Genomic DNA, 25,338 nt, shown 5'->3' on the forward strand with positions numbered 1-25,338 from the left:
TATGTTTTGAAGAAACACTATTGTCTATGACTCATTAGCATAACGTGAGGTTGATTTCCGTTACGGTTGAGCGCTTTCCTGGTAGCTTCCGATGAGCCGCTCTAGTTGCTGCTATCGCTTCGCTTTCGCACAGAAAACATCCATTGCATTTCGGGCCAACAGATGTCGCGAAAGCGTAGTGCAACGAAGCGACAGCAACAGCACAATGTTGGTCACGAAGGCTTTATCACAGGGCGTGATGGTTTTAGCCTTCATTCCTCTATCGCTTATCCCCAAGGCGTCGCCCAACCTCCATTCCAATCAAATGTAAATCCCTTAATAGTACATTGCTTTAATTTTTTAATTTTTCTCCCTTTAACCTTAAAATATCCCCTCTCAAACTGTAATGAATAGCTTCACAAGAATTTATAAATTTGGTTATAATTAGATAAACTTTAATGATTACACAAAATGAAGGGGGAGTTTTGTGAGCAATAACATTTTTAAACAAGCACCACCTGTTTTAAAAACAGCACGATTAACGTTAAGGCCGATCTCATTAAATGATTTAGAAGCAATATTCAACTACACTTCAAGTGAAAATGTAGCACGCTATGTTACATGGGAACCCCATAAGAGTTTAGACGAAACAAAAGAGTTTATTGAATTAGTTTTAAGTGACTATAAACAAGATAATCACCTATTATGGGGCATCGAATTTGAGCAAAATTTAATTGGCACTATCGATTTTGTTTCTATTACTGACAAGCATAAATGTGCGGAGATAGGCTATGTTCTATCTGAAGATAATTGGCATAAAGGGATAACGACTGAAGCAGCTAAAAAACTAATCGACTTTGGCTTTAACGAATTAGGATTAGTGCAAATTCAAGCGCGATGCTTTGAAGGGAATATTGGATCCCAAAAAGTAATGGAGAAATCAGGGATGCTTTTTGAGGGGATTTTACGAAAAAGTATGTTTGTTAAGGGGAATCATCAAAATGTTAAAATGTATGCTATTACAGATAATGACTATGTTAAATCATAATTGGACTAAGCCCTGCAAAAAATCAGCAGGGCTTATTTTATTTATAACCATTGCTCAATACAATAGACTTTTTTAGCCGTTGCATCTAATCTTACTTGTTTTCCTATAGCAATTGGATGCATCGGATGTGTATGACATATATCGAATTCTGCTAAAATCGGAATATCAATGCCGTCTAACTGTTCAAGCAGTATTTCATATGGTTTACGTCCAGTCTCCAAATCATCATAGCGTTCATGCTTGCCTAAAATAATGCCACTTATTTTTTCAAATACTCCGTGTAATTTCAGCATCGCAAAATTTTTCTCAACGATAGCTGTATTTTTAGCGCAATCTTCTATTAATAAGATATCTCCATCATGAATTTTCGGGAAATAAGAAGTACCAATAAATCCATACATAGCATTTACATTGCCACCAATTAATCTACCTTCAGCAACTCCTTCTTGAACCGTCAACCATTCATTCTTATATAACTTTTTTTCCACCGTTTTTTCTAACCAATTGACGGGTTCATCTGACCAATATGTAGGCATTGGAATTTCGTAAGGTAATGATTGTGACTTAAAGAAGTAGTTCTCGAAGAATTGATATGTATCATTGACTAATGGTTCAAATTCCCCAAAGGAAGGAACTAATGCTGGACCGTAATATGTTGTAATTCCTGTTTTTGCGTAAAGTGCCAGTAAAATTGCCGTTGCATCAGAGTAACCAACGACGATTTTTGGATTGCTTCGAAATGCCTCATAATCAATATATGGCAGCATACTATTTGAATTTGTACCACCGATTGTCGACATGATGATGGGGACGTTTGGATTTCGTAATAATTTATTTAACTCTTCAGCACGCTCTCTAGGAGTGCCAGAGCGATAAATATCGGATTTACCAGTTAGACTTCCTTCAATTAAGTTTATATTTCTTTGTTCTAGGAAAGCTTTTGCACGCTTATATCGAGAAAGGGCACTGACGGATGCTGGCGATGATGGTGAAAAAATTCCGATATTAATACTTCTAGTGTTTCTTCTAGAATTCATATACACACACCCTTTATATTACAATAATTTTGACATAAAATATTCATCAATGTACTCACCATCAACATATAAGGAATGTCTCTTGGTTCCCTCAATTTCAAATCCCATTTTTTTATATAAAGCAACACCTACAGTATTGTTCGCCATTACTGTTAGTTCCAAGCGATGCATACCCTTTCCTTTTGCCCAATCGTCAAGGTGACTAAATAATGCCGTACCTATTTTCCGGCCTCTATAATCACTATGGATACCTATGACAATATAGGCTCGATGTGAAACTCTAGATGGCATATTATTACCCTGAACAATTAAATAACCAACTACTTTCTTTTCTATTTCAGCTATCAATAAAGCAGAATGGCTGTTATTGTGAATATTCTCAATAAATTTAGTAAATTGTTCAGTCTCTAACTTTCGTTCACCTGGCCCGAATAACATTAAATTAGACTCTTCCGCATTTTTTATGACAGCTATGATCTGTTCAGCATCTTCACGTTTTGCCTCTCTTATTAACATTTTCATCGAACTCCTTTCTTTATCAGTTATGGCTTGGCATTCTATTTCAGCGGATGTGTGGCACCCGCTGAAATAAGTTAAAATTTAGTGACATGTATCATCAAGTCTTTTGTGTTCATCTTGAATTTCAATTATTACAAAGCGCTAATGGAAAATCAAATATAAAATTACAATTTTTTCATAAACTTTATTTCATCATAAATCAATCAGCGATTTCGGTTCACTTATCAGCGATGTTTACTTTTATCAGCGATTCTGGCTCTTTTATCAGCGATGTTTACTACTTTATCAGCGATTCTGACTCTTTCAAGTTTTAGCGGCGTTCCTTGCTTGGTTAGCGGCGGAATTTCGTGTTTTAGCGGCGTTCTTCCTTTGGTTAGCGGCGAAACTCACACTTTTAGCGGCGAATTCCAACATAAGCTGGACAATTTGACAAAACTAAAGTCCGAGTTGAAGAACATTGTATAGAATTTTACACAATATTAAGGACTTGACTCTCTTTTATCAGCGATGTTTGATGCTTTATCAGCGATTCTGACTCTTTTATCAGCGATGCCCTGCGTTCCGGTCCTTATCATTTTTCTGACTATAAAAATTCATAAAAAAGATGCATCGCAAAGTAATTTTGCAATGCATCTTTTTTGTATTGGCTTGCGACGAATGCGTTTCATTATGCTGACAGCACAACTTCTTAAATTCACACTCTTCTTTATAGTAAAAACTTAGTTACTTATTTTCTCTTTTTACCAATTAATAACGTGACCTGTGCCATTGTAAATGGCAGTGAGGATTTCTTTCGATATGCTATATACTTTGGCTCCCAAAAATCTGCATATTTTAATTTAAAGTTTCTTAATCCTTTAAAATGATAGAAGTACTGCCCATGTAAAAATATTTGTGCTGCAATTTTTTCACTTAAAAAGGAATACCTAGACTGTCCGACATTTGACAATGGCGACATCCCCATGTTAAAAACACGGTAGCCTTCTGCTTTTGCCCATTCAAAGAGCGATAGGAATATGAAATCCATCGTTCCAGATGGCGCTCCCGGTTTAAAACGCATGAGATCTACTGAGAGTCTTTCGCCATTATCGTACATTGGCATGAGACTAGCAAAGCCAATAACTCCTTCTGCTCCACGTAAAACGGCAATGTTTGAAGTGTTTAAATAGTGTTCATTAAAAAAGCCAAGAGAAAAGCCTTTTTCTGACCTTCCCTGCAACCATTTCGTTGATACTTCTTGCAATTCATTCATTAATTCCGTTGAGTAAGGAGGGCTTACTATTTCAACTGTAAAATTTTCCCGTTCAAATTTATTTTTTACCGCTCGACGTCCCTTCATTCCCTTACCAGCAAGTGTAAACTTATCCAAATCTACAAAAGCTTCTTCACCAAGCTTAAAAAAACTATACCCATGCTCATGTAAAGAAGGGAAAATTTTATTGTTAATTTCATAAAAGACTGGTGTATAACCATGCTTATCTGCCAATTCTAAAAACTCCTGAATAGCTGATAAAAAATCAGATTCATCTCCCACTGGATCTCCCAGTACAACAATCTTATCGGCATATATTTGATAAGAAAATAAAACTGTACCTTGTTTATTCCAATGTATAAATTTGTCATGTAAAAAAATTAAATGTGAATACTCCGTCCCTTTATAGGTCATCAAATGATCTTTAATTCGCTCTTCTTGCTCACTTGATAAAAGCTTTTCCATTTTCTTAGGTGCACGGATAAAATAACCTATATAAAAAATGACAATTGCTATTAAAATGCCTATTACTGCACTATAAAATAGGTCTCGGTAATCCGTAATGATATATTCCTGCAAAGCGACTGGAATATGAATTTTGGAAGTAGGTAAATTCACATAACCAATCAATACATACATCGCTGTAATGATTGTCACTGCAGCAAGATCAATCAAAACGATTCCCCATGTCAGAACGTTACTTTCACGGTAAAATTGTTTTTTTGAGGCAATTAACAGCCCTGCGACAATCAGTAAAAAAATAGCTTCTTCATAATCCAAGCCTTTAAAAATTGAAAATAGTGCAGAACTACTTAGCACAATGAGGCAAAGCTGATAGGCCCTTTTCACTTTATATTTAATCCCTCTACATAAACCTAAGAGAATAAAGCCAGCTGCAACAGTCATTTGATGAGAGACATGCATAATCGGCGAAGATAAAAATTCCTGAGCTATTTTTAGTCGACTTAAAATACCCGGCACCGAAGCTGATAGCAATAATACAATGCCAGAGAAAAATACCAATATCGTTAATAACATGTGACTCAGCTTCTGAAGAACGACATTTGGCAAGTCATCCCATGATTGATTCCAACGTTCCCAATATTCTTTTACAAATAAAAGAGAAGAAACTAAAAATGGAAGCACAAAGTAACCAACTCGATACAAAATTAATAGAAAAAGCACTTTTTCATCAGCGATTCCTAAACTTTGAGTCCCCCATAAAAAAACAAGGTCAAAAGAGCCCACTCCGCCAGGAATCATACTGACAATACCCGCACAGGAGGCAATTAAAAATATGGGAATTAAATCGGATAATTCTATTGGGATCTTCAAAATAAAAGTTAATATCCAGATAACTAAAAAGACTGCAACCCATTCAGTTACGGAAGTGCCCATCAATTGAAGAGAGATCTTTGGCTTTATAGAACCTGCTTTTTTATTGCGAATGAGAAGCATAGCAATAAAAATCGGAACATATAGGCTGACAAGAATAACTGCTATCTTTAACCACCGTACTTCTTTTAGCAATGGGAAGTCCCAAAAGAATATATACATAATCCAAGTTAACAGCGAAATCCCTGTTAAATAAAAGAGTGTTACGGAGGCAATGCTTTTTAACAAGTCTTCCTTATCCTCTTTATATTTCGAATAGAAATAATTACGTAAAAAAACACCAACTAAACCACCAAAGCCAATAAGATTGGAGAAGGTATTTACAACAAAAGAATGATTCAGTAGAAGACGGTTGTTTATTTTTATTCCTAATATTTTCACTAAAATAACATCATAAAAAATCATCGGTGTAATGGCACAGAAGGTGATAAAAAGAATAAATAAGAGCTCCCATATCTGCAGTTCATTCACTTCTTTCCGAAGTAAATGAACATCTATCCCACTTATCGTTTGTAGAATTTCATAAATTGCTATTGCTAAAAGCGCTATTGGAAATAGAATTTTCAAAAATTTAAATAGTGACTCTTTTCGAACGTTGAACATGTGTGTTAAACCTACTCCCCATTAGCTTTCTAAAATCAATTATTTCTTTAATTCCCATAAAAAATCCTCCGAAAAATAACATACCATTATTGTAACGGATTCTCTGCTATATGTATCGTCAAGTTTACCTATCGGGATAAAGCATATTTTATTCACTCTATTAAGTCTATTTGCTGCATAATGTATTCATCAACCCTTCATATTCCCAAAATCTAATCCATACTTTGGTGAGAAAGCAAATGATACTTCCATATCCCTTTAGTTTCTAAGCTTTCCCTATAAAAGATGTATTAAACAACTTTATAAGACACTCATTCGGATTAAATATAATATCGATGGATAGGACGGCCCACATTTCCATATTGTATATCCACCTTTAATAGATTTTGTTTTTCTAAAAAATCCAAGTAACGTCGAGCTGTTACACGAGCCGTTCCAATATACATGGACACTTCTTCCGCTGATACGGCTTCGTTACTCTCTTGAATATAGGCAAGTACCTTGTCTAATGTCGCTCGGTTAAAACCCTTTGGTAGCTCGTCAATTATTATTGTCTCAGTGATCGGAGGAACAACTATTTGCTCAGGGATACGTTTCTGCATTAGATGATCCACATCATGCTGTGTTAGATCTTGCATACCACTTATTTTCTTTCTATACGCTTGATAATTCTTTAAAGTTTGTTCAATTCGTTCAAACGTAAAAGGTTTCATAATATAATCATAGACGCCTAGGTGTAATATTCTCTGTACAGTTGACATATCATTCGCAGCAGTTACGGCAATAACATCAACTGGAATATGTTCTTCGCGAATTTTTCCTAGCGTAATAATGCCATCCTGCTCTGGCATAAAAATATCCATAAAGACAAGTTCTGGATTTAGCTGCTTAATCTTCTCTATCCCTTCTATCCCATTGCCAGCATAGCCTATCAGTGAAAATCCTTTAATTTGCTCAATAAATTGCCTGTTCACTTCTCGTACCATTGGGTCATCTTCGATTAATAACACTTTTATTACATCCATCTACTCTTCTCCTAACTCAAATAAGATTAAGAAACTTGTCCCTTTCATAAATTCACTCACTACCTCAATATCACCATTACCTTTTCTTACTATTTCATGTATTAAATGCAAGCCGATACCGCGATTCTCACTTGCCTTTGTAGAAAATCCACTTTCAAACATACGAGCTTGCACCCCTTCAGACATCCCAATTCCATTATCAGAAACAGCAATTGCTAGCACACCGTCATGCTCATCTACAGAAATAGCTACATATTTATCATGCTTTGAAAGAACATTTAGTGCTTCAAAGGAATTTTCAATTAAATTTCCTAACAAGACGACAAAATCGTGGTGATCTAATAATGGTGGAAAGCGTTTAAAATGACTTTTTCGATCGATTTCTACTTGTATGCCTAATTCCTTACCATAACTAACTTTACTTAGCAATAATCCTGAAATATTTTCATTATGAAAGCGTTCATTCAAAAACTTCGTTAAAGAAGCTTCATTTTCGGTAGTAGCTGTCACGTATTCAAGTGCCTGCTTTGTATGTCCCAATTGCAGAAGTCCTGCAATAGTATGAAGCTTATTTTTATGCTCATGTGTTTGTACACGCAGTGCTTGAACAAATGCTTTAACACCTGTTACTTCTTCCGCAAGCTTTTTAACTGCTGTTAAATCTTTAAACATAGCAACTGCTCCAACTAGCTCGCCATTTACAATAATCGGGACACGATTACTCAAAATACTATGATGATTTATGTAGAGCTCTTGATTGTATACTGGTGTTGCTGTTTCAACAATTTCAGGCAATCGTGTGTCAGGCAAAACATCATAAATCTTTTCTCCGATACAATCCTCTATTTTTCTAGTAACTCCTAATATATCAGCTGCTTTTTCATTAAAAATTGTAATATTCATTCCTTTATCGACCGCTATAATGCCTTCATGCATAGCATTGAACGTTTCTGTTCGTTCCACATACATCTTGGCAATCTCATGGGGCTCAAGCCCAAACATTTGCTTTTTAATATGTCGGCCAAGTGTATATGCCCCCCAAATACTAAAAACAAGAGATATAAGAATAGTAATAAAAATTTCATGCTCATAATTTTGCAACATTTCTATAAAAGTTGGCATCGAATATCCTACAACGACAATGCCTACTTGTACTTTTTTGTCGTCAATAATAGGGACAAAAGCTCGAATCATTACACCCGCTTCCCCTTGCGCCTTCGTTACATAATAATGCTCACTAAAGGAAGCATTTAAATCCTGTGATTCACTACGCTTCCCTATTTCTTTATTAACTGGGTGAGATAGTTTAATACGATTCATATTCATTACAACGATATACTCTGCTTTATTAACAACACGAATTCCATCTACAATTTTGTTGACATTTTTCGCCGCTTCTTTAATATTGTCATTTTTCAAATGCATACTGATTTCTGGCACATTTGATACAGTCCGCGCAACGAGCATAGCACGCTGACTAAACTCCTTTTCTTGCTCAGTTAAGAGGTTTCCAAGTACAAAAATGCCACCAAGTAAAAAGGAGAATGCAATGATTAAAAATGTCACTAGCAGGATTTTACCGTTTACAGGCATTTTTATCATTTAATATTCCTTCCTTTCCAAATCTGAATGGGACATTTTTTACTCATGCTAAGAATGTCACTTCTATCAATGATATGCTTTTAAGATTATCTTCAAAAAAATCTTTTGACAACAGTTTTAGTTGACATAAGGAGGAGAAAGTCATGAACTTAATGAACAATATTACGAAAAATTGACATAAAACGAAATTTTCTATCATTAATTATTTTTGTATTATAACAACAGTAAGTTATTCACAGAGTATCATAACAGTTTAAGTTATTGAAAACACTACGTTTTATTTAAAATATGGATGAATGTACTTAATGAACGATATGTTTCTTATTTTCTAAATCTCTTTTCCCTTAAAGGATTCGCTATGATAATTCTAGTGAAAACGATATCAAAGAGAAAATTTAGAAAAGAGGTAGCATAAAGTGAAATTACTGAAAAATCTGACCGTTCAAGTTATAGCTGCAATTATTCTAGGGGTGATTGTTGGGGCTATCTTCCCTGAGTTTGGGGCAAGCCTTAAAATCCTGGCTGATTTATTCATTAAGCTAATTAAAATGTTAATCGCTCCTATTATCTTCTTAACAGTTGTAATCGGAATCGGTAGTATGGGAGATATGAAAAAAGTTGGAAAAATCGGTGGAAAAGCGTTACTGTATTTCGAAATTGTCTCTACCATTGCCTTAGCAATCGGTATTGCTGTTGCATTAATCGTTAGCCCTGGTACAGGTTTAGATACTTCTGGTGCTTCCGAAGCCGATATCTCAAAATATACAACTGCTGCAGCAGAGTCTGAGCAAGGCTTAGGTGCTTTCATCTCTAGCATTATTCCTGAAAACGTTGTAGGTGCACTTGCAACAGGACAATTACTTCCTGTGTTATTCTCTGCCATCTTGTTCGGCTTAGCTGCTGCTTCTATTGGCGCACCTGCAAAACCTGTCATCACATTTTTTGAACAAGTGGCAGAAATTTTCTTTAAAATCGTAAATATGGTGATGAAAATATCTCCAATAGGTGCTTTTGGTGCAATGGCCTATACAATTGGTAATTTTGGGTTGAAATCGTTAGCCAACTTAGGTCTATTAATGGCTGCAGTATATATTACAATGTTCATATTCGTAGTCCTTGTTTTAGGAATGATCGCAAAATTCTTCGGCTTCAACATTTTTAAATTTATCGCTTATATAAAAGAGGAGATTTTCTTAGTAATTGGTACTTCATCATCTGAATCTGCCTTGCCATCTATGATGCGTAAATTAGAAAATTTTGGTTGCTCTAAACAAGTTGTTGGATTAGTAGTACCAACCGGTTATTCCTTCAATCTTGATGGGACGTCCATCTACCTATCAATGGCTGCCTTATTTATTGCACAAGCATACGGAATGGAATTGACATGGATTCAAATCATTACACTTCTTGGGATTTTAATGATTACATCTAAAGGAGCCGCTGGTGTAACAGGTTCTGGTTTTATCACATTAGCAGCAACACTTGCTGCTTTCCCAATGATTCCAGTCGAAGGGATTGCGCTATTAATCGGTGTTGACCGTTTCATGTCTGAGGCACGTGCCGTAACAAATTTAATTGGTAACGGTGTAGCTTGTGTAGTCGTATCGAAATCGGAAAAGGAATTTGATGTAGAAATGCAAGAACGTGCACTTCAAGGAAAAAATACTATTGTGTCCTAAGAACAAATGCGCTAAAGCGATGGAGAGCCCGAAGTAAAAGTAAACGCTCCACTACTTCGCCCGAGGGATCGAGCGACCTCGTAGCACTTTAGCCTAGACGCTTACTATGTTCTAGTTTGTCCACAGGCAAAAAATCTAATTTTCCTTAACTACAAGGAAGGGTAGTGATCGCAGCTAGGCTGTTTTCACTACCCTTTTTTAAAAGTAAAAAAGTAAATCCCCCTAAAACCATTGAAACATTATGGTTTTAGGGGGAAAAGTGAAGGGTTTCGCATTGTAAGATGTATTCTTGTAAATAGACTATATTTTTATTTTTTTAATTGGTCATATAGTTGATCCATTGCCATTGAGTTCCCAAGAGCTGAATAGTCTAACCAAGGTTGATCTGAAACAACAAAAATTTGGCCCTTTTGAACAGCTTTTAGAGATTTCCATATAGATGATTCAGCAAGTTCTTTGTATACTTTTTCAGCTTCTTCGTTGCTATTTACTACAACAAATATAATATCTGCATCGTAATCACCAATAACTTCTTTTGATATCACTTGATAAGGCTCTTCTGTACCCATTTCTGTAATTCCTGTAGCAGGTTTAAGATTTAAGTCTTTAAATAATATTGGGCCCATTGGTCGTGCTGTTGAGAAAACACGTAATTCTTTATCTGTAACACGGATTGCCATTGCTGTTGCATCTTCACCATATTGTTTAGCAAGTAAAGATTTTACTTCCTCCGTTTTCTTTTCGTAATCTGCAATAAATTGTTTCGCTGATTCTTCTTTTTTGAATTTTTCTCCAAGTAATGTTAAATGATCACGCCATGTTCCTTCATCTAAGTTATATAGTTGAACGGGTGCAATTTTTTTGTAGTGTTCTAAATTCGCTGCTGCAAATTCTTCATCTGCAACGATAACATCTGGTTCGGAGGAAAGTAATGATTCCATATCAACATCTTTTGCAGGGCCATATTTTGTAGCTTCTGTTAAGTATGGAACTGCTTGTGGTAAAAAATCACCTAATGAACCGCCAACTACAGAACCAACGGGGGTAATATCTAGGGCAATTAAGTCATTTGTTAAGTGAATTGATAAAGAGCCAATACGTTGTTCTTCAACTACTTTCGTTGTTAAATTAGATGTTGTTGAATCTTCATTTCCACAAGCACCTAAAACTGCTGTTAATAGAGCTAAAGTTACTGGTAAATACCATTTTTTCATATTGTTATACACTCCTGTTGTTTTTTAATAGTAAATAAATAAAATAAGGTCCTCCAATGAAGGATACCAATATACCTGCTGGGATTGGGTTTGCTTCAAATAGAGAACGACCAATCGTATCAGAAAGTAGTAAAATGCCAGCGCCAATCAATGCAGATAAAGGTAGGTTGAGGCGATAGTCACTGCCAACTAATTGACGTGCCAAATGTGGCGCTAAAAGTCCTAAAAAGCTAATATTACCTACGATGGCTACTGAAACGCTTGATAACACCACAGCGAATATCAATGCGCTATTTTTTGTGCGCTTTACATTAATTCCCGTTGTTTGAGCGAATGCCTCTCCAACTTGTAAAAGGTTTAATCGATGCGCTAAGTGATAGGCAAGAAAACTAAATAGAGCAACCCATGGAATTAAAATAGAAACATGAATCCAATGGCGCCCCCAAATATTCCCAAGTAACCAACTAGCTGCAAAAGAATAAGTATCTTTACTTAAACGTAATGATAAAAATAGCGTTATTGCATTAAAAAGTGCCGATACAGCAATACCAATTAAAATCAATTTATTTGTATTGATACCGCCATTTTTTGATTTTGCTAAATAAACAATCAAAACGGCGGCCAAAGCACCACCTGAAAAGGCGAATAAAGGTATTAAAATTTCAGCATATAAAAATTTTTGACTGAAAAAGCTCATGAATATAATTAATCCACATGAAGCACCCGCATGGAGACCTAATAAACCAGTATCCGCTAAATGGTTGCCCGTATAGGATTGGAGTAATGATCCTGCCACAGCGATACCAGCACCACCGACTAATGCCATTAAGATGCGGGGTAATCGATACTCAAATAATACGAGTATACTATTATCCTGCCCTTGACCAAATAGGTTATTCACCACTTCTAGTAAAGAAAGTTGATAGCTTCCTGTGTTAATTGAAAAGAAAAATGTTAGAAAAATGAATATCAAAGTGATCGAGATGTATAAAAGAAATGGAATTCTTCGCTTTGGTGCCATTTAAGTTCCCTCCAGTTTCTTCGCTACAACTAGAAAAAATGGCACACCAATAAAGGCAATTAATATTCCTAATGCAAGCTCTTTAGGTGCAAAAATTATTCGAGCTGATAAATCAGCGATTACTACAAGTGTACTCCCTAATAAAGCACTTACTGGAATATTCCAACGGTAATCATGTCCAACAAATTTACGTGAAAGATGAGGGATAATTAGTCCAACAAAACTAATAGAACCACCGACTGCAACTCCAACACCACCAAGTAAAACGATAACCCCCATACTTGTGAATAGTAAGAACTTAATGTTAATACCTAAACTCGATGCCATTTCTTGCCCTGTACTTAAAATCGTTAATTGCTTACCAAGTAATGTTGCAATAATGATGGATACGATAACGATAGTAATCAATAAAGGAAGTTGCTTCCACGTAACACCTGCAACTCCACCTGCATACCAAAAAGCCAATTCTTGATTCAAATCAAAATAAATGGCAATACCAGAACTAATTGCATGTAGAAATGCAGCAATCACTGCCCCAGCAATTGTAAATGTTAAAAGGGAAAGATTCCCACGAGCGACTATACCGATTGAAAAGACAAGGAAGGTCGATAGTGCGGCCCCGATGAATGAAAAGAACGTAAGCCAACCGTAGGAAATCGCTGGATAAAATGCAAAACAGATAGTCACAAGAAGTACTGCCCCACCGTTGATCCCTAAAATGCCTATATCAGCAAGGGGATTACGTGTGATTGCTTGAATTACTGTACCAGCGACTGCGAAAGCAGCTCCAACAAATACGGCCCCTAACACTCGTGGTAATCGAACTTCATAAATGATCTGATGTAAGTTATCCTCTGAGTTGTATTGGAAAATGGATGTCCACACTGTGATAAAGGAAATATTTTTAGCCCCTATACTGATTGCAAAAATAATGGAAGCAAAACAGATAATTAAAAGTACGAATATCGTGATCCATTTGTGCCAAATTGTCATCTCATCACCTCTTATAAACTAGTGTCGTAAGATAGACAAATTGGTTTTTTAGTATAAGGATCTTCACTAATGACAGCATCTATTTGAAAAACCCGCTTTAAATTATCAGTAGTCATCACTTCATCAACGGTTCCAGCTTTTACGATTTGACCAGAATTCATTGAAATCATATAGTCTGAATATCTAGCTGCTAAATTTAAATCATGTAGTACCATAACAATTGTACGATTTTCTTCCACATTCAATTGTTTAAGAAGTTTCATTAAATCAAGTTGATGTGCAAGGTCCAAATAGGTTGTGGGCTCATCTAAATAAATAATGTCCGTTTGCTGAGCTAATGCTAAAGCGACCCAAACGCGTTGACGTTGCCCACCCGACAATGAATCAACAATAGAATTTTCTACGTCATTTAACTTGGTCTTGGAGATTGCCCAGTTAATAATTTCTTGATCTTGAGAGCTTAAAATACCGAAATTCCCTTGATGGGGATACCTTCCGTAAGCAATAAGTTCACGTACTGAAATGTTAGAAGGTGCAATCTGAGACTGCGGAAGTAATGCCATTTTTTTCGCTAAATCTTTTGTTTTATATGAGGTTAAAGCTTGTCCATCTAATAAAATTTGACCTTTGGAATAAGGCAATATTTTTGTTAGAGCCTTTAATAAAGTTGATTTCCCACAACCATTCGGTCCAATAATTGTTGAAATACTATTATCTGGAATATGTAATAATAGGTCTCTAAGAATAATATTTTTATCATATTTTACTTCGATGTCGTGTGCAGAAATTCGAAACAATTTGTTAGTCTCCTTTTACTGAGAATGATTATCATTATCGAATTGTATTCTATTTGCATTTTAAAGTCAATATAGCATTAAAAAATAAGTTATTTAAATATAAGTTAAATTAAACATCGTTTATTCATTTTCATCCACTTATAAAAGCGTTTAAATATAGCTGAGAAAGGTACATTCAGTTTATTCTGCTCTGAACTCTATTCTATTCTTTTCCTTCTAGAACCCCAAAAAACACCATTCATAAGTGGAATGGTGTTCACTGATACGGCAACGAATTATAAAAAGTTCGCTAAGATAAAAGGATTACAACACGAAACAGTCAATGAGCGACAAAAACAGCGTGTAAAGGAGGGAATTTACCACATTCAACACGTTAATAACTTTCATAATCGCTTGAAAAAGTGGATGGAGCGTTTTCAAGGAGTTGCGCAATGTTGGGGTGCTGTACTCTTTCAGCACCTTAACCCAGATGAACTCCAATTTCTTTATACTTTAAATTTAATAAGATTTTTGCTCGAAAGTGATCGAAGCGTCGAAAGCCATATGCATTCCGTTTCATCACTTTTGTTTTATTATTAATGCCTTCTAGAGCGCTGTAAATACCACTGTTGTTTCGGTGATAATTTAGATGCACGTTTATAAAATATATGACGCATACGTTTACACTTTGTGCGATTGTATTTATCCCATTCTTTTTGTACTTGTCGGTGCACTTCATCCATTGCCCAATAAATATAACGGCTAAAATGAAAGCGGTCTGCCACAATAACAGGTCGACCTAGCGCTTGACGAACAGCTGCTTTAAAACTTGGATTCATATCCATAACCACTATTTCAACATCGGCTCCATGCTGACTTAAGTAATTTTTTATTGTTTCTTTTTTACGATTCGGTAAAATATCGATCGGTTCGCGCGTCTCCGCATTCGCAATGATTAGCTGATACGTACCTGCATCTGTATCGCCTTTATACTCATCAATCGCAATCACTTTTGGTAAACGTACACCCTCTACTAATTGTTTATTCGCTACCTTTTTAAAACGGTGCTTAAAATTGTGTGATTACCCCAACAAATATTATAGAACCTTTTTTATTTAACATATTGTTCAAGCAAACGTTGCGTATTTGTTGATTGTTCAAGTGCTTTTTTCTCTTTTGCCCAATAAATCAAATATTGCTGATCCCCAACATTAAAAACCATCTGCTGTAATTCTTCACTGAGCTCAGAGCTAATCGCAACTTTTAAAATATCTACCTCATATAAAGGCTCTCCTTTAATTTCGTAGACAATATGATAAAGTGGTTTTTCTTCAAATATAGCTCGTTCTTTTTTGCTTAGTTTCTTAACATGGCTAAGCGGATAGTTTTCAATATAGGCTTTTGCATCTTGACCTGTTGCACTAAATAAAGATTGCTCTCCTTTAAATAGCTCGATTGCATCAATTTCTGCAGTGTGATCTAAAATACGAGAAATAGCCTCTTGCTCATTTTTGTCGCGAGATTGCCATGTAAAAGCGCCAATAAGAATAATTGCTGCAAATATAACTAGTTTCCATCTTCGTTTATTCATTTTTCATTACCCATTCAATGCCTTTTTGACAAAGCGGTTAATATCTACATCAGCCCCAATGACAAGCATAATATCTCCTAGCAAAATTTTATCACTCGCCTGCGGAGATACGATGATATCTGCACCACGCTTAAGACCTACAATATTAATCCCGTACTTTGCACGAATATCTAGATCCATAACAGAGTAACCTGCAATCGCATCATTGGCTTTAAGCTCCATAATCGAATGTTCATCCGAAAGCTCTAAGTAATCGAGCACTGTATTAGACAACATATTATTGGCAATACGTATCCCCATATCTCGCTCAGGATGCACGACAAAATCTGCGCCAATTTTACGCAGTACTTTTTCATGGTAATCATTCTGAGCTTTTACAGTAATCTGCTGAACACCAATTTCTTTTAAAATAATAGTCGTCAAAATACTAGCCTGAATATCTTCACCAATCGCTACGATAACATGCTCAAAATTACGAATACCTAATGAATTTAATACCGATTCATCCGTCGAATCTGCGATAACGGCCTGTGTGGCAATCGAAGCAAACTCGTCCACCCGCTCTGAGGAATGATCTATCGCCATAACTTGTGCGCCTTGACTCATTAGTTCGCGAACAATGCTTCCTCCAAAACGTCCAAGTCCAATGACAGCAAACTCTTTTTTCATCATTAAAAATCCCTCCGAAAACTACTATACCCTTATTGTAACGTATTCTTTGCTATATGTATCGTCAAAACAAGAGACTATTCTTCAATAAAAGACATCTCTAAGATAATCTTTGTAGGAATCCCCTGCTCCTATTCAAGAACACTAGGTTCTTTTTTATACTTGAGGTACTTCTTTGGACGTACGGTTTAATAACTTTTTCGTTCGGGTACTTCGAGAAGTGATCAAGTGAGAGACGAAACTGCTCAGCTTGCCCTAAAATGTGATCAGGGTAACCTCTTTTTCGCCCGGGTCACGCCTTAATTTGATCGGATTACTCCCTTTTTCGCTCGGGTCGGATTAGGAACGTTACACCCGATTTTTTCCCCAGGTAACTAGGATACTCTCCGATTCCCCTCCCGTATTTTTCAATAAAAAAGACGAGGAATACAATATCCCCGCCTCGTAATCTGCTCTTTTATGCGTTGCGCATTTCATCTAAAACACGATTCACACGTTTTTCTAGCATTTTCATACCGCTACCACCAGCTTGCATGTGACGAAGCTGACCATCTTTATCAAACACAAAATACGCTGGTACGTATTGGTTTTCAAATGCATCCGTTAGCTTTAATTCGCTATCCACAAAGATTGGTTGAACAATGTCATGCTCTGCTGCTACCGATTTGATGGTTTCTAAATTTGTATCTTCCTCAGAGCGTGGCATATGCACTGCAATAACGTTTAACTCATCTTTGTATTGATCACGGAAATTGTTCACATCTGGCATTGCCTCTTTACATAAATGGCAACTAACTGACCAGAAGTGGATTAATGTTGGTTTTTCGCCAACTAAATCCGCTTTTGTTACTTCACCATTTAACCAAGTCGTTGCGCCTACAAGTTCAGGCATTTGTTCACGAAGTTTCATAAAACATTCTCCTTTTTCTTTTTTCCTTTTTCTGGGATCGTTATCAAAACGTGTGGTTGATTTCCGTTCCGGCTGGGCGTTTTCCTGGGGGCGTCCTATAGCCGCTTTTGGTGGTGCCGCTACGTTAACACTACGCTTTCGCACAGAAAACATCCGCTTCGCTGCAGGGTCTCGGGCCAACACGACGTTGGTCACGAAGGCGTTATCACAGGATGTGATGCTCTTACCCTTCGTTCCCCTATCGCTAATCCCCGAGGAGTCGCCCAGTCTCCACTCCAATCAACTTATTTACATAGTAGCGTTTTAACAAAAGTCATCCGCAATTTTTGGTGATGAACCTTTTTCTATATCAAGTTTAAAAAAATCCCCACAAACTTGCTGTGGGGACTCTTTATTTTTAAATGATCAATTTCGCCAAACCTCGAATTCAGTTCAATGCCTGACATAAAAACTCTACTTAAATTATAGAGTTGCTTGACCTGGGCGCCAGTTTGCTGGGCAAAGACCACCAGTTTGTAAAGCTTGAAGTACACGTAAAGTTTCGTCTACATCACGGCCGATGTTGTTATCGAATACTGTTTGGTATTTTAATTCACCTTCTGGGTTGATGATGAATAAGCCGCGTAGTGCGATACCTTCTTCTTCAATTAATACACCATATTCTTGTGAAATTTGGTGATTTGTATCTGCTGCTAATGGGTATTTTAACTCACCAAGACCATTTTTAGTGCGGTCAGTGTTAATCCAAGCTAAGTGAGTGTGGATTGTATCAGTAGAAACACCGATTACTTCTGCATCTAAGTCTTCGAACTCATCGTAACGATCGCTCATTGCAGTGATTTCTGTTGGACATACGAAAGTGAAGTCCATTGGATAGAAGAAAAGAACTGTCCATTTGTCTTGTGCTTTAATGTCTTGTAACGATACTTTACCAAATGATTTGTCTGGAAGTACTGCTTCCATTGTAAAGTCAGGTGCTTGTTTACCTACCATGCGTTCTGCCATTATAAATCCCTCCGATTAAATATGTAGTGTATATATTCCATCCGCACCAGCGAACTCGTCTTCTACGATAACAGAGTAATCGTAGTTTTTCAAACAAGTAAACTTCACAAAAGTGCACATATTAAATTGTCTGACAAATTTCCGTCAAATCCCCAAATGGAATAGCTGCTACAGCCTATTTATTAGCTATTTTTAACATTTTTATTCTAGTTTAAACGAAATTTTTCTACGCTACATTTATGTATAATTTCTAAAAATTTCATCTACTTTTTTTTGCTAAAAAACGATTGCAAATTCTTTATTATTATGTATAATTGTAATGGTTTTAGTAAACTAAAAGTTTCGTTAAAGTAAACTTTGTATTTCAAAAGTTTATGATTGCTAAACTTCTTCTAGGAGGGAAAAGATGCAAATTGGAGCAAAAATCAAAGCGCTTCGTTTAAAAAAAGGTCTTACCCAAGAGGAACTTGGAGAACGCACAGATTTAAGTAAAGGGTATATCTCTCAATTAGAACGTGATCTAAATTCACCTTCCATTGAAACTCTTTTTTCATTATTAGAAGTTTTAGGGTCAACACCTAAAGAATTTTTCGATGATGAAGCACCTGAACAAAAGGTTGTATATACAGAAGAAGATCAATCCACTTATACAGACGAAGAAAAAAAATATGAAATTCAGTGGCTCATTCCTACTTCTAATGAAAAAGAAATGGAGCCTATTTTCTTGACACTTGCTGCTGATGGGGAATTCAAACAGTTTGAGCCCTCACTTTCAGAAACATTTATTTTTGTTGTTGAAGGGCGTATTCGTCTCGTTTTAGGAGATGAACAGTACATAGCGAGTAAAGGCAATGCTCTCTATTTTGACGCGACAGATCATCACCAAATTTTTAATGCACATGCTGATGAAACAAAAATTTTACTTGTCGCAACGGATTCATATTTATAGCTTAAGGAGGCGCATCTATGACAACGAATTCGATTATCCGCTTTGAAAATGTTTCAAAGTCCTATAATGACGGCACTGTCGTCTTAAAAAACATTAACTTGGAGCTAGAAAAGGGTAAATTCTATACACTGCTAGGTCCTTCTGGTTGTGGTAAAACAACTATTTTACGTATGATTGCTGGATTCACAGAACCGACTACAGGAGATATCTATTTTCATGATAAAAAAATCAACTCCATGCCAGCAAATGAACGCCAAGTAAATACTGTTTTTCAGGATTATGCGTTGTTCCCTCATTTAAACGTCTTTGAAAACGTCGCATTTGGACTTCGCATTAAAAAGCTTCCTGAAAGTGAAATTAAAAAACGTGTTGCTGAAGCATTAAAATTCGTTAACTTAGCAGGCTATGGCAATCGTGAAATTTCTGAAATGTCTGGTGGTCAACGTCAACGTGTGGCCATTGCTCGTGCGATTGTGAACGATCCTGAAGTAATTTTACTAGATGAGCCTCTTTCTGCTTTAGATTTAAAACTGCGTACAGAAATGCAGTATGAGCTACGAGAGTTACAACAACGCCTCGGGAAAACATTTGTATTTGTCACACACGATCAAGAAGAAGCACTTGCCATGAGTGATGAAATATTTGTTTTAAGTGAAGGTGAAATTCAACAATCTGGTACACCAGTAGATATTTATGATGAGCCAATTAACCGCTTCGTTGCTGATTTTATTGGTGAATCAAATATCGTTCCTGGCGTGATGATTGAAGATTTCAAAGTTGAATTTGCTAGTAAAGTTTTTGAATGTGTTGACCAAGGTATGAAGCCAAACGAAAAAATCGATATTGTCATTCGCCCTGAGGATTTAGAAATGACGACAATCGATAAAGGCAAACTTGTCGTTAAAGTTGATACTCAATTGTTCCGCGGGGTGCATTATGAATTATCTACGTACGACAAAGATGGGAATGAATGGCTCGTGCATTCATTGAAAAAAGCTGAAGTAGGGACAGAAATTGGTTTAGACTTTGATCCAGAAGCAATTCATGTAATGCGCTTAAATGAAACAGAAGAAGAATTCGATAAACGTTTAGAGGCGTACGGGGACGACGAAGATGCAAACTAAGACTTCGAAATCAGCTTTATTTCCTTATGTTTTATGGATTGCACTTTTTGTTATCATGCCGATTGCACTCGTTGTTTACTATTCCCTACTAGATATACATGGCAATTTCACGCTCGATAACTATAAAGCATTCTTTACTTCTGTCTATTTAAAAATGACATTAAGTTCATTCTGGTATGCGTTTTTAATTACGTTCTTTACGTTACTTGTTTCGTATCCAACAGCCTATTTTTTAACGAAGACGAAACATAAACAGCTTTGGCTTTTACTAATTATTATTCCTTCTTGGATTAATCTTTTGTTAAAAACATATGCCTTTATCGGGATTTTCGGCTTATACGGCCCAATAAATGCATTTATCGAAGTACTTGGTTTTGATCCAAAGCAAATGCTATTCACTGACCTTAGCTTTGTGTTCGTATCCGTTTATATTTTTATTCCATTTATGATTTTACCGATTTTCAACTCATTGGATCGTTTAAATCCGGCTCTTGTTTATGCCGCACGTGATTTAGGGGCATCGGCCTTTACTACGTTCCGTCGCGTTATATTGCCGTTAACAATGGACGGTGTTAAATCAGGTATTCAAGTTGTATTTATTCCTGCATTATCACTCTTCATGATCACTCGTTTAATTGCAGGAAACCGTGTCATTACACTTGGTACAGCTATTGAACAACAATTCCTTGTGACCCAAAACTGGGGAATGGGTTCAACAATTGCTGTGTTCTTAATTTTATTCATGGTCATCGTTATGTTAATTACAGGACAGAAAAAGGATAAAGGAGGTCGCATACGATGAAAAAACTATCTGCTACAGCAAGAGTGTATTTAGCGATTGTTTTTATCGTTTTGTATGCACCTATCTTCTATTTAATCTTCTATTCGTTCAATAGTGGCGGATCGATGAATAACTTTGAGTCCTTTACGTTAGAACATTATAAAGCGGTCTTTGAGGATTCACGTTTACTCGTCATTCTAATTAATACAGTGATCGTGGCATTACTCTCTGCATTGATTTCGACAATCATTGGGACACTAGGAGCAATTGGCATTGTCACTGTTAAAGATTCAAAAATGCGCAACACACTACTTTCTTTAAACAATGTGTTAATTGTGAGCCCGGATGTCATTATTGGAGCAAGCTTTTTAATTTTATTCACAATGGTTGGTATTAAATTAGGTTTTTCTTCTGTGTTAATAGCACATGTAGCGTTCAGTGTCCCAATTGTTGTACTAATGGTTTTACCTAAACTATTAGAAATGAATAAATCATTAATCGATGCTGCATTAGATTTAGGGGCAACGAAAAAAGATGTCATGATGCGTGTTATTTTACCGTATATTCAACCTGGTATTTTTGCAGGGTTCTTCCTTGCCTTAACATATTCTCTAGATGATTTTGCGGTAACGTTTTTCGTGACAGGTAACGGCTTTAGTACTTTATCTGTTGAAATTTATTCGATGGCACGTGCAGGTATTTCCTTAACAGTTAACGCTATTTCTGGGTTAGTATTCTTTGTAACGGTTATCGTCGTAGTTGGCTATTACTTCATTACAAGCCGCGCTAGTAAAAGAACGGGGGGAACTCAATGAAGCAATTAATTCAAGCAACAATCGCAATCCTTGTCGTTTCCGCCCTATTATTCTATACTGCTGACGCCCTAAGTGCCGGTGGTGGAAAAAGTGGTAAAGATACATTAACCATCTTTAACTGGGGAGAATATATTGACCCGGATTTGCTGAAGCAATTTGAAAAAGAAACAGGCATTCACGTCATCTATGAAACGTTTGATTCCAATGAAGCAATGATGACAAAAATTCAACAAGGTGGTACAGCTTACGATATCGCCGTACCTTCTGAATATATGATTGAAAAAATGAAGGAAGAAAACTTACTTATTCCTTTAGATAAAACGAAAATCCCTAATTTAAAAAATATTGATCCTTATTTTTTAGATTTACCATTTGATAAGAACAATAAATACTCTGTCCCATATTTCTGGGGAACAGTCGGCATTGTCTATAATCCAAAGCTCGTTGGAAATTTAGACTTCTCATCTTGGAAGGACTTATGGGATCCTTCATTAAAGCGTAAAGTCTTTTTAGTAGACGGTGCACGTGAGGTGATTGGTATGGGCTTAAACAGTCTTGGCTACTCTCTCAACTCTTTAGATAACCAGGAGCTACGTAAAGCTACTGATAAACTAATCACATTGGCGCCAAATGTTAAAGCCATTATCGGAGATGAAATTACACCGCTGATGGTTAATAATGAAGCCGCTGTGGCACTCACTTGGTCTGGTCAAGCAGCAGATATGTTGTCAGAAAATGAAGATTTGGACTTCGCTGTACCAAAAGAAGGCTCAAACTTATGGTTTGACAATATGGTTATCCCAAAAACATCAAAAAATATTGATGGCGCACATGCTTTCATTAATTTTATGTTGAAAGCTGAATCGGGTGCTAAAAACGCTGATTATGTAGGCTATTCTACTCCTAATATTGCAGCGATGAAGTTAATGGATAAAGAAGTTGTATCTGATAAGCGCTTCTATCCTTCTGAAGAACAACGTAAAACATTAGAAGTTTATAAAAACTTAGGTCCTGATTACTTAGGCAAATACAATGAGCTGTTCTTAGAATTTAAAATGAGTATTCGATAAACTATTTTACCCATTCAAAGCTGTTCTCACGTTACAAACGTTGAGAACAGCTTTTTTTCGTTTATCTGGAAGTAAGCTTCTGTGGAAAAACTAGCCGGCCGTATTTGAGAATCCGCATATCTTTCTAGTAAATCTCAGACTTATAGTCAATAGCAAACGTATAAGTCTTATGGTAGACTGTAGTATATTTGATTAAAGAAAGGGGTATTCGATGACCCAGCAGAAGTCTAATAAGGCGGCTTTGTATATTTTAATGTTTAATATGTTTATCGCAATGGGGAGTATCGGAATTATTATTCCTGTCATGCCTGAGTATTTAAAATTGTTTGGTGCCGCAGGACAAGTACTTGGCATGTTGATTGCAACGTTCGCCTTCGCACAATTCATATTTTCTCCAATTGCTGGGAATCTCTCCGATCAATACGGTCGTAAAAATCTCATTATTTTCGGTCTTATCGTAACAGGACTTGCACAAATTTGTTTCGGGCTTTCTACAGATGTGTGGATGCTCTTCCTGGCACGCTTTTTTGGTGGCCTTGGTTCCGCATTTGTGGCACCTCCTATAATGGCTTTTGTGGCAGACGTCACAACGTATGAGGAACGAGGAAAAGGTATGGGGATGATAGGGGCAGCAATGTCCTTTGGTTTTATGATCGGACCAGGTATCGGTGGATTCCTCTCAAAAGTTAGTTTGCATTTTCCATTTTATACCGCTGGGTTTGCAGCTATCTTAGCAGCTATTTTATCGTTCTTTTTATTGCCTGCTACAAAACCGAATGCAGCGAAAAAAGCGCAGAAGCAGGATAATCTTGCAAAGCAGATGGCCCGTTCAGTCCGAATGCCTTATTTTGTCATGCTAATTATCATGCTTGTATTCTCTTTCGGGATTGCTAACTTCCAAACAACATTATCATTATTTGTTACAGATAAGTTTAATTACACACCTACTGATATCGCCATTATATTAGTTATGGGTGGCGCTTTTGGTGTTGTTGTACAGATGTTTGTTATTACACCGCTGTTTAATCGCTTCGGCGAAATGAAAGTAGTGTTAGTCAATTTATTTATTGCATCCGTTTCGATTTTCTTAATATTATTCGCATCTGGATTTGCACTTATTTTGATTGTAGCGACCATCTTCTCTACAGCTACGACATTGATTCGTCCAGCTGTCAACACACTGATTTCAAAACTTGCTGAAAATGAACAAGGCTTTGCAGCTGGTCTGAACAATGCGTATATGAGTCTTGGTAATATGATTGGTCCAGCTTTAGCAGGTATATTATTCGATTGGAATATGAACAGTCCTTATATATTCGGGGCTATTATTTTAATGGCTTGCTTCTTCCTTGCCCTTATTTGGACAATGAAAAAAGCGCCACACCTTATGCATCCTGATACAAAATAGTCTGAAAAGTTATTGACTATTTTTAATAGTATGCTACATTATTAAGAGAAAAAATTAATTAAATTCTTACCACTAGGGGAGTCTTTAAAAGGCTGAGACGTATATGGTCATATACGGACCCTTTGAACCTGATCTAGTTCACACTAGCGGAGGGAAGTGTCGACACTTGCTTTTTTATTTGTAGATGCAAGGCCGCTTCCTGTTGTTTTTAGGAAGCGGCTTTTTGACGCTTTAGCGGCGATTCTCTCTGTTTTTGCGGCGGTATTAACATTTCAAAGGAGTGGAAATTATGTCAATTCGAAAATTAACAATCATGGCCATATTAGTAGCAATTGCCGTAGCTGGTTCTACCTTCGTTTCAATACCAACGGGAATTGCTCGTGCCTACCCTGTCCAGCATGCCATTAATGTTATCGGTGCTATCATTCTTGGACCAGTGCCTACTGTTATGGTCGCCTTTGTCACAGCTATTATTCGTATTTTAACAGGCACAGGCTCATTACTAGCTATTCCTGGCAGTGTTATTGGCGCTCTATGTGCAGCTCTTGCCTATAAATACAGCGGCAAGCAATGGCTTGCAGGTGTCGGTGAAATGTTTGGGACAGGTATCATTGCCTCACTTATCGCAGTACCTTACGCACATTTATTAATGGGGACATCCGTTGCTGCTTTATTTTTCATGCCAGCCTTTTTAACCTCAAGTACTATTGGTGCTGTCTTAGGTATAGTCGTTGCTAGCAATTTGCGGAAGAATACTATAAATCGTAAATCCTTTTTAGATAAAAATATTGTGAGATGAGTAATTTAACGGAATAAATTTGTGATTTATCGGAACAATTTCAGATTTTATCGGAATGTTTCATCTATTTATCG

At 36.5% G+C, this 25,338-nt stretch carries 22 protein-coding genes, 2 pseudogenes and 1 riboswitch; of the genes and pseudogenes, 10 read left to right on the top strand and 14 right to left on the bottom strand.

Annotated features, from left to right (window positions below; all coding sequences use genetic code 11):
- The first annotated feature begins 466 nt into the window (after positions 1–466).
- A complete protein-coding gene (locus tag ACIPKN_RS19050; protein ID WP_400939014.1) occupies positions 467–1,027 on the top strand; it encodes a GNAT family N-acetyltransferase in 561 nt (186 codons plus the stop codon).
- Positions 1,028–1,068: 41 nt separating this feature from the next.
- On the opposite strand, the gene ACIPKN_RS19055 is transcribed toward ACIPKN_RS19050, so the two are convergent.
- From ACIPKN_RS19055 to ACIPKN_RS19075, 5 genes are all read right to left on the bottom strand, one after another.
- A complete protein-coding gene (locus tag ACIPKN_RS19055) occupies positions 1,069–2,064 on the bottom strand; it encodes a S66 family peptidase (protein ID WP_400939016.1) in 996 nt (331 codons plus the stop codon).
- An 18-nt stretch (positions 2,065–2,082) separates the two neighbouring features.
- Complete coding sequence (locus tag ACIPKN_RS19060) at positions 2,083–2,580, bottom strand: GNAT family N-acetyltransferase (protein WP_400939019.1); 498 nt, start codon at positions 2,578–2,580, stop codon at positions 2,083–2,085.
- Between the two features lie 730 nt (positions 2,581–3,310).
- Positions 3,311–5,833, bottom strand: a complete 2,523-nt coding sequence (gene mprF, locus ACIPKN_RS19065) for a bifunctional lysylphosphatidylglycerol flippase/synthetase MprF (protein WP_400939021.1) — start codon at positions 5,831–5,833, stop codon at positions 3,311–3,313.
- A 320-nt stretch (positions 5,834–6,153) separates the two neighbouring features.
- Positions 6,154–6,858, bottom strand: coding sequence for a response regulator (locus ACIPKN_RS19070; protein ID WP_400939023.1), 705 nt, complete (start codon positions 6,856–6,858; stop codon positions 6,154–6,156).
- Entirely contained in the window at positions 6,859–8,460 is a 1,602-nt protein-coding gene (locus ACIPKN_RS19075) for an ATP-binding protein (protein WP_400939025.1), read from the bottom strand.
- 416 nt (positions 8,461–8,876) lie between these two features.
- Here ACIPKN_RS19075 and ACIPKN_RS19080 point away from each other — a divergent pair, with 416 nt between their 5' ends.
- On the top strand, positions 8,877–10,139 hold the full coding sequence (locus ACIPKN_RS19080) for a dicarboxylate/amino acid:cation symporter (RefSeq protein ID WP_142509955.1): 1,263 nt from the start codon (positions 8,877–8,879) through the stop codon (positions 10,137–10,139).
- A 308-nt stretch (positions 10,140–10,447) separates the two neighbouring features.
- Here ACIPKN_RS19080 and ACIPKN_RS19085 read toward each other — a convergent pair whose 3' ends face one another.
- Genes ACIPKN_RS19085 through ACIPKN_RS19100 form a run of 4 tightly spaced genes read right to left on the bottom strand, consistent with a single transcriptional unit; the run spans position 10,448 to position 14,164 of the window.
- Positions 10,448–11,353: an ABC transporter substrate-binding protein gene (locus tag ACIPKN_RS19085; RefSeq protein WP_400939027.1), complete on the bottom strand. Its 906-nt coding sequence runs from the start codon at positions 11,351–11,353 to the stop codon at positions 10,448–10,450.
- 4 nt (positions 11,354–11,357) lie between these two features.
- The gene (locus ACIPKN_RS19090; RefSeq protein ID WP_400939029.1) at positions 11,358–12,374 is read right to left on the bottom strand and encodes a FecCD family ABC transporter permease; all 1,017 of its coding nucleotides are present in this window, start codon (positions 12,372–12,374) and stop codon (positions 11,358–11,360) included.
- A complete protein-coding gene (locus ACIPKN_RS19095) occupies positions 12,375–13,367 on the bottom strand; it encodes a FecCD family ABC transporter permease (protein ID WP_400939032.1) in 993 nt (330 codons plus the stop codon). It abuts the gene before it with no gap.
- A gap of 11 nt (positions 13,368–13,378) precedes the next feature.
- Complete coding sequence (locus ACIPKN_RS19100; RefSeq protein WP_323657614.1) at positions 13,379–14,164, bottom strand: ABC transporter ATP-binding protein; 786 nt, start codon at positions 14,162–14,164, stop codon at positions 13,379–13,381.
- 243 nt (positions 14,165–14,407) lie between these two features.
- Between ACIPKN_RS19100 and ACIPKN_RS19105 the strand changes: the two are divergent.
- Positions 14,408–14,593: pseudogene (locus ACIPKN_RS19105) on the top strand (IS1595 family transposase); the annotation flags it as partial.
- A 31-nt stretch (positions 14,594–14,624) separates the two neighbouring features.
- On the opposite strand, the pseudogene ACIPKN_RS19110 reads toward ACIPKN_RS19105, so the two are convergent.
- The 5 genes and pseudogenes from ACIPKN_RS19110 to ACIPKN_RS19130 all read right to left on the bottom strand — a co-directional run.
- Positions 14,625–15,207, bottom strand: a pseudogene (locus ACIPKN_RS19110) (transposase); the annotation flags it as partial.
- 47 nt (positions 15,208–15,254) lie between these two features.
- Complete coding sequence (locus ACIPKN_RS19115) at positions 15,255–15,734, bottom strand: hypothetical protein (RefSeq protein WP_142509960.1); 480 nt, start codon at positions 15,732–15,734, stop codon at positions 15,255–15,257.
- 6 nt (positions 15,735–15,740) lie between these two features.
- On the bottom strand, positions 15,741–16,403 hold the full coding sequence (locus tag ACIPKN_RS19120) for a potassium channel family protein (RefSeq protein ID WP_053483642.1): 663 nt from the start codon (positions 16,401–16,403) through the stop codon (positions 15,741–15,743).
- Positions 16,404–16,860: 457 nt separating this feature from the next.
- Complete coding sequence (locus tag ACIPKN_RS19125; RefSeq protein WP_053483465.1) at positions 16,861–17,313, bottom strand: TlpA family protein disulfide reductase; 453 nt, start codon at positions 17,311–17,313, stop codon at positions 16,861–16,863.
- A gap of 462 nt (positions 17,314–17,775) precedes the next feature.
- Entirely contained in the window at positions 17,776–18,318 is a 543-nt protein-coding gene (locus ACIPKN_RS19130; protein ID WP_142509961.1) for a peroxiredoxin, read from the bottom strand.
- Positions 18,319–18,724: 406 nt separating this feature from the next.
- On the opposite strand from ACIPKN_RS19130, the gene ACIPKN_RS19135 reads away from it, so the two are divergent.
- The 7 genes from ACIPKN_RS19135 (at position 18,725) to thiW (ending at position 25,264) form a co-directional block, all read left to right on the top strand.
- Complete coding sequence (locus tag ACIPKN_RS19135) at positions 18,725–19,267, top strand: helix-turn-helix domain-containing protein (protein ID WP_132357730.1); 543 nt, start codon at positions 18,725–18,727, stop codon at positions 19,265–19,267.
- Between the two features lie 17 nt (positions 19,268–19,284).
- Positions 19,285–20,391: an ABC transporter ATP-binding protein gene (locus ACIPKN_RS19140; RefSeq protein ID WP_400939039.1), complete on the top strand. Its 1,107-nt coding sequence runs from the start codon at positions 19,285–19,287 to the stop codon at positions 20,389–20,391.
- Complete coding sequence (locus tag ACIPKN_RS19145; protein WP_400939041.1) at positions 20,381–21,193, top strand: ABC transporter permease; 813 nt, start codon at positions 20,381–20,383, stop codon at positions 21,191–21,193. The genes ACIPKN_RS19140 and ACIPKN_RS19145 overlap by 11 nt, the downstream gene beginning before the upstream one ends.
- Entirely contained in the window at positions 21,190–21,987 is a 798-nt protein-coding gene (locus ACIPKN_RS19150) for an ABC transporter permease (protein WP_400939043.1), read from the top strand. The genes ACIPKN_RS19145 and ACIPKN_RS19150 overlap by 4 nt, the downstream gene beginning before the upstream one ends.
- Positions 21,984–23,057, top strand: coding sequence for an ABC transporter substrate-binding protein (locus ACIPKN_RS19155; protein ID WP_142509965.1), 1,074 nt, complete (start codon positions 21,984–21,986; stop codon positions 23,055–23,057). Before ACIPKN_RS19150 ends, ACIPKN_RS19155 begins: the two co-directional genes overlap by 4 nt.
- 211 nt (positions 23,058–23,268) lie before the next feature.
- Positions 23,269–24,465, top strand: a complete 1,197-nt coding sequence (locus tag ACIPKN_RS19160; protein ID WP_142509966.1) for an MFS transporter — start codon at positions 23,269–23,271, stop codon at positions 24,463–24,465.
- 64 nt (positions 24,466–24,529) lie between these two features.
- A riboswitch (TPP riboswitch) is annotated at positions 24,530–24,637 on the top strand.
- Between the two features lie 117 nt (positions 24,638–24,754).
- Positions 24,755–25,264: an energy coupling factor transporter S component ThiW gene (thiW, locus tag ACIPKN_RS19165; protein WP_400939047.1), complete on the top strand. Its 510-nt coding sequence runs from the start codon at positions 24,755–24,757 to the stop codon at positions 25,262–25,264.
- Positions 25,265–25,338 lie beyond the last annotated feature (74 nt).

The sequence above is a fragment of the Lysinibacillus sp. NPDC086135 genome (genome assembly GCF_044746345.1).
Classification (GTDB): Bacteria; Bacillota; Bacilli; order Bacillales_A; family Planococcaceae; genus Lysinibacillus.